The sequence below is a fragment of the Streptomyces sp. NPDC033966 genome (genome assembly GCF_055575955.1).
Genome location: NZ_JBVIRQ010000024.1, coordinates 45,760 through 54,266, shown reverse-complemented (window position 1 = coordinate 54,266; position 8,507 = coordinate 45,760). Strand labels below are relative to the sequence as shown.

Sequence of the window (8,507 nt, the reverse complement as noted above, 5' to 3'; positions counted from 1 at the left end):
CCGTTCCCACTCGGCATCACTCAGATCACCCCGCCCCATGCCCACATCAACGACCTGAGCAGGGAGTAGTCACATGATCGGCCGGACAACTCCTAAGCGTTCGTAACGGTCCTCTGCTCGGCATGAGCTACCGGCCGGCCTGGAGCGCAGTATTCGCACGGGTATCTCAGGTCCGCGACAGCCGGGCCGACCTCGTCGTCGAGCACGACCTCGGCGGCCAGGCCGGCCGCAAGACCCACGCGAGCACCGCCCGGCTCCGCTCCGCCGCCTTCGAACTCGTCGAGGATCCGGCGGACGCCGACCCCCAGTATCTGGCCCTGCTGGCGGCCCTCACCGAAGTCCACCGCCCCGGCGCGACCCCGCCCGACTACGCGCGCGCGGCCCTGCGGGTATTGCGGGGGGCCAAGCCGGTTCGTGGGGAGTCTCTTCCTGGGCTCGCCGCCCAGCGGCGGAGTGGGTCGGCGCGTGATCCGCAGTACGGTGTCGGGAGCGTCGTGGTCGGGAAGCGCGGCCTGGTCGGCCGTCAGCTGCCGGTCGGCTGCGATCGGGCTGGCGGCCGGGTGGGAGGCTGGTTCTTGACGGCGCTGCAGGCCAGGAGTTCGGTTCCGGTGGCGTCGAAGTACAGGGTGAAGAACCAGGACCGGTCTGCTGCGGTGATGTTGCCCGTACGCAGGTGTCCGTCGCGGGGCCGGGCGCGGAGGATCTCGACGCTCTCGTCGAGGCCGAGGGTCGTCAGGCCGATCTTCAACGACCGTCTCAGCCTGGTCGCGGAGATGCCGAGAACCATCCACACCGGCGCCTGTCCGTCGTAGATCCTGACCTCGCCGCCGGCGGCGATCGCCTCGCGTGCTGCCTTGCAGGCACTGGTCTGCTCGTTGAGCATCACGGTGATGTCGGACTGCTGTGAGTTCTCGTCCTCGCCGGCCATGCCGCGACTGTAGAGACCGGACGCGGGCATTGCGACAGGATTCTGCGCCGCCTGCGCCGCAGTGTCGTGGCCGCCGGCCATCCGTCGCGGAGCGGCCGGCGCAGCGCACCGTGCCCGTGGGCGGCACCGGGTCCGTCTGGCACTGGAGGGTAAAGAGCCCGGAATCCCTCACGCCTGTCAGGGTTCCTGACATCCTGTCTGCTGCGAGGAAACCCTGACAGCCTTGTGCTGAGGAAGGGGTGTTGCAGGCGCGGGTGCTCTCGATCGAGAGCCTGGTGCTAACGTGCCGCCGCACCTCCAGCTGGCAGTCCGTTCGGTCCAGCAGATTCGCGACGTCGTAGCCGTGTCCCTCCAAGAGAGGCCGTGGATGGTGGGAACTTTGAGCAACTGTCGAATAGTATGTGATCATCCACTGTCCGATAAGCTGCTGTGAGGAAATATGTGGTTCCAGAAGCCATTGTCTGAGAATCGCCGTCTCTGGGCGTTGGATCCGCTGCTGTCCGTAGGACCGCTGCGGTTCGGTATGAATTCTCGCGAGGTGGCTGCGACGCTCGGGGAAGAAGATGGACTCCAGTGGAACGGGTCGGTAATTTTGGCCCGTTTTGGGGGGCTGGGGATTACGGCATATTATTCTGATCGAAGTGACCCCAGGCTGGTTGCCGTGGCTGCGGACTCTCTCCGTGGCCCGCAGGTGAGTTTCGGTGACGAGGGCCTTACAGGCCGACTGCCGTCTGAGCTTGATCCGTGGATCGACCGCATGGCTGACCTCGGTCATGAGCTTCTCTTCACCTCAAACGGGCTGCCTAGTTTTCGTGATCTAGGTATTCTCCTGCAACTTCGGCCGAACGGGGACCGATCCTTGAGTCGACCGATCCTGCTGGGTGGGCAGTGGGCCGAGGAGGATTGGGATTCCCTTCCTATCGCCTGGTGAGATGATCTGTTCTCGGAAGGCTTTTCCGGAGGGGGGCAAATGAAGGCACTGCTCTTTTCAGAGCAGTGCCTTCATTTATTCAGATCTTGTGCAGTCCTTTCCGGTTGCGAGTCCCTTGAGTATCCTGGGTTGTGGCATTTGAGGATAGTGGACGATCAAGGTCTGCCCCTTGCAGAGGAGTGCTGGCACGGCATTTTGGCAGCCCTGGTTTCCTCCGTTCTTCGGGCAGACGTAGTTGGTGTTGATGACGACATCCATCTTGTCCGGGGCCTTGCCCTTCCGCATGAAAAGGGCGAGCTTCGCTTCTACATGATCGGCGGCCCAGACTCCGCCCTTTTCGAGTTCGAAATCCGGCGACTTCCGAAGGATCTCGTTAATCTCGTCGGAGAGGTCGCTTTTCCCGCTCCAGATGGGTTTTTCCCAGAATCGCTTACCGTCGACGACGGCGTATCCCACAGTTTTATCCGTCTTCGGCAGGTCCCACCATGCTTCGAGAACCCACATCTCACAGGGGACGCTGTCCGTGTTGTGGACGAGGACGTCGGTGGTGCCGGTGCTGACGTAGTAGGTGTGGGTGGAGTCGACGGTGAGGTCGTAGGCGGGCTGGAGGCCCTTCCAGTGGCTGGTCTTGCCGATCTGGATCGCGGTGCCGACGGGGGTGCGCAGCGCGTCGCCGATGCGGAGGTCGACGGCGTCGACCCAGCGCTTGCGGTTCTCTGCCCAGTACGGGTGGTGGTCGGTGGAGGTCAGGCCGGAGCCGTCGGTCAGGGTGACGTCGGTGAAGTCCCGGTCGTCGGGGGTGGTGATGGTCTGGGTGACCGGCTGCGGGGCGGTGGCCCCCGTGGTGGGGTTGGTGGCGGTGACGAGGTCGCCGACTTGGATGTGTTCGATGGCCCGGCGGGTGCCGTCGGCCATCAATACCTGCGTGCCGGCGGGGAAGCTATGCGCGGTTTTCTTCTTAGTGAGACAGTCGGGGGTGCGCCGGAACGCGCGCATGCTCCGGACGCCGTCGATTGCGTCATCGACCTTGGTCAGCAGCTTCAGCTTGCCGACCGGCAGGGCGCCGGCGGCAGCCATCGTGCAGCCGAAGAGTGTCGGAGTCTTGATGCAGGCCTTGACGTCGTTGAGGCCCGTGAGTTCCCAGACGATTGCACGGAGCGTGGGGTCGATGTCGGGCATGCGGATCTCGGAGTTCTCCGGGTCCGCCGCGCAGGCCATGATCGGAGCCATGGTTTCTCGGGTGGGGTGCGGGACGCAGATCCGCTTGGGCTTCGTCTGCTGCTGCCGCTTGCGGTCTTCCTCGGCCTGGCGGCGTGCTTCGGCCTCTTCCCGTTCCCGGACGATCAGTACAGCGGTCCAGGCCTGCTGGGCCTCGGCCTCAGCTGCGTCCTTGCTCTTGCCCGCGGCGGTCGCGGAGGCACGCGCCTGGTCTGCTGACTTGTTCGCTTCGTGGGCGGACTGGCGGGCATAGCTGGCGGAGAACTCGGCCTGTGATGCGGAGCCTTCCGCTGCGGAGGCGTCGGCTTCGGCACGGCCGGCGGCGCCGCGTGCTGTGGCGGCGGAGTTCGCGGCCGCGGTGGCGCTGGCGGCCGCCTTGTCAGCCGAGGCCTTCGCCGAGGCAGCGTAGCCGGACGCTTGGCTGGCGGACTGCTGGGCCTGGACGGCTGCATCGTTGGCCTCCGCGGCGGCCTGCTTGGCCCTGAAGGCTGCTTCGGCGGCCTTCCACCGGCTCTCCTGTGCCTTGGCGGCGACCGTGTCGCCTTCGGCGAGGAGGGTTTCGACCTGGTTCTTGTGATGGTTGGCGAGGTCGTCCTTGCGCTGGGCCATGTACTGGCCGGTGGCGACGAACTCGTGGAGCTGGTTGGCCGGTCCGGCCATGGCGATCTTCGCCGCGGCCCTGACCTCGTCCCCGCCCGCGGTGGCGAGCTGGGCGGCGATGACCCTCTCGTCATCAAGTCGCTGCGTGTACTGGTTGATCTGGAGGAAGGTCGCAAGGGCCTTGCCGGTGCCGTCGGCGAGGGCGGCCTTGGCACCCTCCTTGACACCGGGGCCGCCGGTGTTGGTCAGGCGGGCGACGTCGACCCGCATATCGTCGGCGCCGGCGGCGTACTGGCCGGTTGTGTAGAAGCCCTGGATCTGCTCGGGCGCGCCCTTGAGCGCCTCGACGGCCGCGGCACGCACCCCGGCATAGGGGCTCTGCGTGCTGAGGTTGACGACGCGCTGGCGCACGTCTTGCTGCTCGGCTTCCTTCCAGCGCGTACGCAGGTAGTCCAGGACGTCCTGGTCGGTGCCGGCGAGGGCGCGGGCGGAGGCTTCCTGGTGCCAGGGGCCCAGGAGCTTCATCGCCTGCATCGCCAGCTCGCGACCCTTCTTGGCCGCGGCGGCGACATCGACGTCGGGCCGGGCCGCTTCCTGGGCGAGGAGGGCGGCGGTGTCCTGCAGCTCCAAGGCGTTGGCCTGGGTGGCGGCTGAGACGGAGATGGCCTGGTCACTGGCGGACTTTGCCGAGCGGGCACGCTCGATGGCTGCCTCGGTGCGGGTGGCCAGGTCGGCGGATTCGGTCTCGTTGGCGAGGTCGAAGACCTCCCTGGCCTTCTTCACCGCGGCCGTGGCTGTCTCTGCCGCGGTCTTGGCGGCGTCGGCGTTCTTCTTGGCCTGATCGGCGTAGGTGGCGGCGTTGCCGGCCTGGCGGGCGGCTTCCTCGGCGAAGTCCGCGGCGTTGTCGGCGTGCGTGGCCGCGGAGTTCGCGGAGTCCTTCGCGCTGTAGGCCGCGCTGGCCGAGCGGCTCGCCAGCGAGGACGAGCGGTCCGCAGCGGCACGCGCGGCATTGGCGTGGCGGCGTGCCTCACCGGCGGCCTGCCGGGCCTCGCCCGAGTGGACGCCCGCCTGGTCGGCGTATCCGTTCGCCTCCTCGGCGGCGGCCGCCGCGGCATCCGCGTTCGCCGCCGCGCCCTTGGCCGCGCTGGACGCCACACCAGCAGCTGTGGAGGCCCTGCCCGCAGAGTCCGCCGCGGCGGCGGACTGCCTGGCGAACTGCGCTGCGGCACGCGCAGTGGCGGCAGCGGCCCGGGCGCCTTCGGCCTGTCCGGCGTTCCCGGCCGCGGCAATCGCGGCGTTGTAGGCCCTGTTGGCCGCGTCGGCAGCTGCGGCGGCTGCCGAGGCGGTCTGGGCCGCGGCCAGTGCGGCCCGGCGCGCGGCGCGGTTGGCGGCATTGGCCGAACCGATGGCCTCCTGCGCGGCGGAGGCCGCGGCCCGGGCGGCGTCGGCCGCCTGCCTGGCCTTGACGGCAGCGCGCTGCGAGTCGTTCTTGGCGGCCTGGGTTTCCCGGGCGGCGTTCTGGGCAGCGTTCTTGGCGAGCTCTGCCGCGGTGACGGCCTTGGCGGAGGCTTCCTCGGCGAGCTTGGTCGCGCCCTCGGCCTGCTTGCCGGCCTGCTTGGCCTGCTCGGTCAGCTCTTCGATCGAGGCGTGGACCTGGTCGCGGCTGCGGGCGGTGAACTGTCCGACCTCCAGGAACTCGACGATGTCCTCGGGCGTGCCTTTCAGCGCGGCCTTCGCCGCGGCCTTGACGTTCGGGCCGCCGGTGTTCGTCATCCGGGCGACGTCCACCCGGTTGTCGTCCTGCTGGGCCGCGTACTGGCCGGAGTTCAAGAACTCCTCGCGGTTGGCGAAGGTGCCCTGCAGTGCTGCCTTGCCGGCGTCGCGGACGCCGGGACCGCCGTAGGTGACGATCCGTGCGATGTCGACCCTGCGGTCGTCATCCAGCGGAGTCTGGTAGCCGTCCAGCAGGAACGTGCGCAGGCTGGCGGGCGTGCCGAGCATGGCGTCCTTGGCGGCCTGCCGGACGGCGGGGCCGCCGGCCATGGCCATCCGGGCCGCATCGACGCGGTTGTCGTCGTGCTCGATGGAGCCGGCTTCGTCCAGGAACTTCTTGATCGCCTCCGGACCGCCCAGCAGCGCCTGCTCGGCGGCCTCCTTGATACCCGGGCCGCCGGTCTCCCAGAGGGCGACGATCTCCGCCCGCACCTCCTGCGGTGACAGGGGCGGCGCTTCCGCGGCCGCTGCCGTTGGCGTCGTACCCAACAGCCCGGACAGCAAGCCGGCCGCGAGAAGTCCCCGCAGACCGAAGTTGCGTACGGAAAAACTTTTCAATGCTCCCGAATCGAATGGTCGGGAGGGTATTCTCCGTCTCATGCGACTCCCCCTTTGAAATGTCGAAATTAATCCCTTCAAGGCGGCATGGAATTGACCCGAGGAAATAGGATGGACGGAACTCTGGGTTGATGTGAGCGCCTGGGGTCTGCCCGTCATGCCGTTCGAGAGGGCTTGGTCTCGAAGATCGTACAGCCGCGACCGACCTCCTCCGCACCTTGTCCGCTCGTCGCCATAGTCCATTGACCTGCACTTTCAGCCATATGATCTCAGCCATCAGTGAGCGCGTCGGGGGGTTGGGTCCCGGTGTTGACAGGGTCGTTCATCTGACCACTCGTCAGTAGTGCCAACGGTTGTACTGCGATGCGAGGTTTTTTTTGAGATGTTGATCATCGCTTATTCGGCGGAGTCTTGATCAAGGTTGTGATTGGCTTGCGGGAGAAATTTATTGGGGGCTTGAGTCCCCTGTATCCTGCTTCCCGGAAGGTCCGTAATGGCTGTATCCCGCGCGCGCAGATATCTGATAGTGAATGTTCCGTCAGCGCTCGCATTGACCACCTTGTCTCTCGCGGCCGCACCCCCGGCGAGCGCTGACGCTCTTCCAGGGGTGGACGCGATGTCGTACGCGGTGGAGGACTTCTCCTACCCCGGCGCGGCGGCCATCCAGGCGGAAAAGGGCGTCACGCTCAAGCGCGGTGACGGCAACCTGATGCTGCAGGCGTGTGACGGTACTCAGGACGTGATCGTCAACACCCGTGGCCTGAAGGACTACTGCTTCGACGTCAAGGCGAAGCCCGCCTACCTCTCCCTTGAGCTGCCGTCCGCGTTCGGGATGTGGACCGGGAACTACCCGGTCAAGACCACCATCGAGACCAACGGCACCAAGACCGTCATCGACGCCCCCGCCAACGACTTCACCGGCTACGGCGAGGCGACCTCGGACCGCGTCAAGTCCGCCCTGATCGAGCTCCGCGTCACGGGCGAGAACACCAACCCGCCCGCCCCCGCAGGGGACACCACTCTCGCTTTCACCGGAAAGATCACTATCGGCGAAGGCAAGCGGTCCTGCACCGCCACCCTGGTCGACCCCCGGTGGGTCCTCACCGCGAAGCACTGCTTCGCGGACAACCCCGCGGACACCAGCACCGTGACGGCGGGCACGCCCAAGGAGAAGACGACTGTCACGGTCGGCCGCACCGATCTGACCACGTCCGGCGGCCACACCGCGGACATCGTCCAACTCGTCCCCCACGCTGACCGCGACCTGGTCATGGCACGCCTGGACAAGCCTGCTTCCACCGTCACTCCGGTGGCACTGTCCACGGCCCCTGCGGCAGCGGGCCAGGACGTCACCATCGCGGGCTTCGGCCGCACGAAGACGGACTGGGTGCCCTCCAAGCTCCACTCCGCGACCTTCACGACGGGTGCCTCCGACGCCAGCGGCGTTCTCCTCGCACCCAAGGAACCGGCCGACGCCACCGTCTGCCAGGGCGACGCAGGCGGCCCGGCCGTCCGCACGGAAGCCGGCAAGCCGGCCCTCGTCGGCATCACCGCCCGCTCCGGCCAGACCGGCTGCCTGGACGCCGCCAGCACCACCACCGGCGCCTACACCGTCCGCGTCGACGACCTCGGGCCGTGGATCAAGGCCAACGCCACCGAGCCGGGCCCCGACACCAGCAACCTGACCGACCACCGTGCGCTGGCCGACTTCAACGGGGACGGCAAGGCCGACCTGGCCGCCGTTGACAAGAACGGCACCCTGCAGGTCTACCGCGGCCGCGCCGAGGGCACTTTCGAGCCGACCCCGACGGCTGTCGGAACCCCGGGGGTGTGGAAGACGGTCCAGCGGGTCTTCGCCGGTGACTTCAACGGCGACGGCAAGCGCGACATCGCCGCCGTCTGGGAGAGCGACCGCATCCTCCTGCACGCCGGCAAGGGCGACGGCACCTTCTCCACCACCGTCACCCTCAGCCCGCAGAACGCCACCTGGGCCCAGCTCAAGCACCTGACCCGCTACAAGCTCGACCCCGCCAGCCCCAAGGACGGCGTGCTCGCGACCCGTCCCAACGGCGACCTGTACGCCTACAAGGTCGGCAGCAACGGTCAGCTCGATTTCGGCGGCGGCAAGAAGATCTGGCCCGACGCCTCCTTCCAGAACGTCATCATCCTCGGCACCGGTGACTTCAACGGCGACGGCCGTGACGACGTCGTCGGCGTCTGGGAGAACGGCGCCCTGGTCCGCTGGACTGGCAACGCCAACGGGACCCTGGACTCCGGCGGTCTGGCCGCGGCCGGCACCTGGACGGACCTGAAGATCGTCACCGGTGACGTCGACGGCGACGGCAAGCTCGACATCGTCAGCTGGAAGGGCAACAAGATGTCCTTCCACCGCGGCAGGGGCAACGGCACCTTCGAGGGCGTCCAGCCCTGACCCTGCTGCCCGCCGCGGCACGCACCAGTCGGGACACCTCCTGCGGTGCGGCGGCGCCCATTCACCGG

The 8,507-nt window shown here is 67.7% G+C and carries 3 protein-coding genes and 1 pseudogene; 2 read left to right on the top strand and 2 right to left on the bottom strand.

Annotated elements, in window-relative coordinates:
• Positions 1-122 precede the first annotated feature (122 nt).
• Positions 123-386, top strand: a pseudogene (locus ACZ518_RS37265) (DUF6354 family protein); the annotation flags it as partial.
• Positions 387-523: 137 nt separating this feature from the next.
• Here the strand turns inward: ACZ518_RS37265 and ACZ518_RS37260 are convergent.
• Both ACZ518_RS37260 and ACZ518_RS37255 read right to left on the bottom strand, forming a co-directional pair.
• A complete protein-coding gene (locus ACZ518_RS37260) occupies positions 524-928 on the bottom strand; it encodes a hypothetical protein (RefSeq protein ID WP_469117471.1) in 405 nt (134 codons plus the stop codon).
• Between the two features lie 1,006 nt (positions 929-1,934).
• Positions 1,935-6,050 carry a DddA-like double-stranded DNA deaminase toxin gene (locus ACZ518_RS37255; protein WP_469117470.1) on the bottom strand — a complete coding sequence of 1,372 codons (4,116 nt, stop codon included), beginning with the start codon at positions 6,048-6,050 and terminating at the stop codon, positions 1,935-1,937.
• Positions 6,051-6,624: 574 nt separating this feature from the next.
• Between ACZ518_RS37255 and ACZ518_RS37250 the strand changes: the two genes are divergently transcribed.
• Positions 6,625-8,439, top strand: a complete 1,815-nt coding sequence (locus ACZ518_RS37250; protein WP_469117469.1) for an FG-GAP-like repeat-containing protein — start codon at positions 6,625-6,627, stop codon at positions 8,437-8,439.
• Positions 8,440-8,507 lie beyond the last annotated feature (68 nt).

Excerpts from the sequence above, each read along its gene's own strand:
- ACZ518_RS37255 (WP_469117470.1), bottom strand. The coding sequence starts at position 6,050 with ATGAGACGGAGAATACCCTCCCGACCATTCGATTCGGGAGCATTGAAA.
- ACZ518_RS37260 (WP_469117471.1), bottom strand. The coding sequence starts at position 928 with ATGGCCGGCGAGGACGAGAACTCACAGCAGTCCGACATCACCGTGATG.
- ACZ518_RS37250 (WP_469117469.1), top strand. The coding sequence starts at position 6,625 with ATGTCGTACGCGGTGGAGGACTTCTCCTACCCCGGCGCGGCGGCCATC.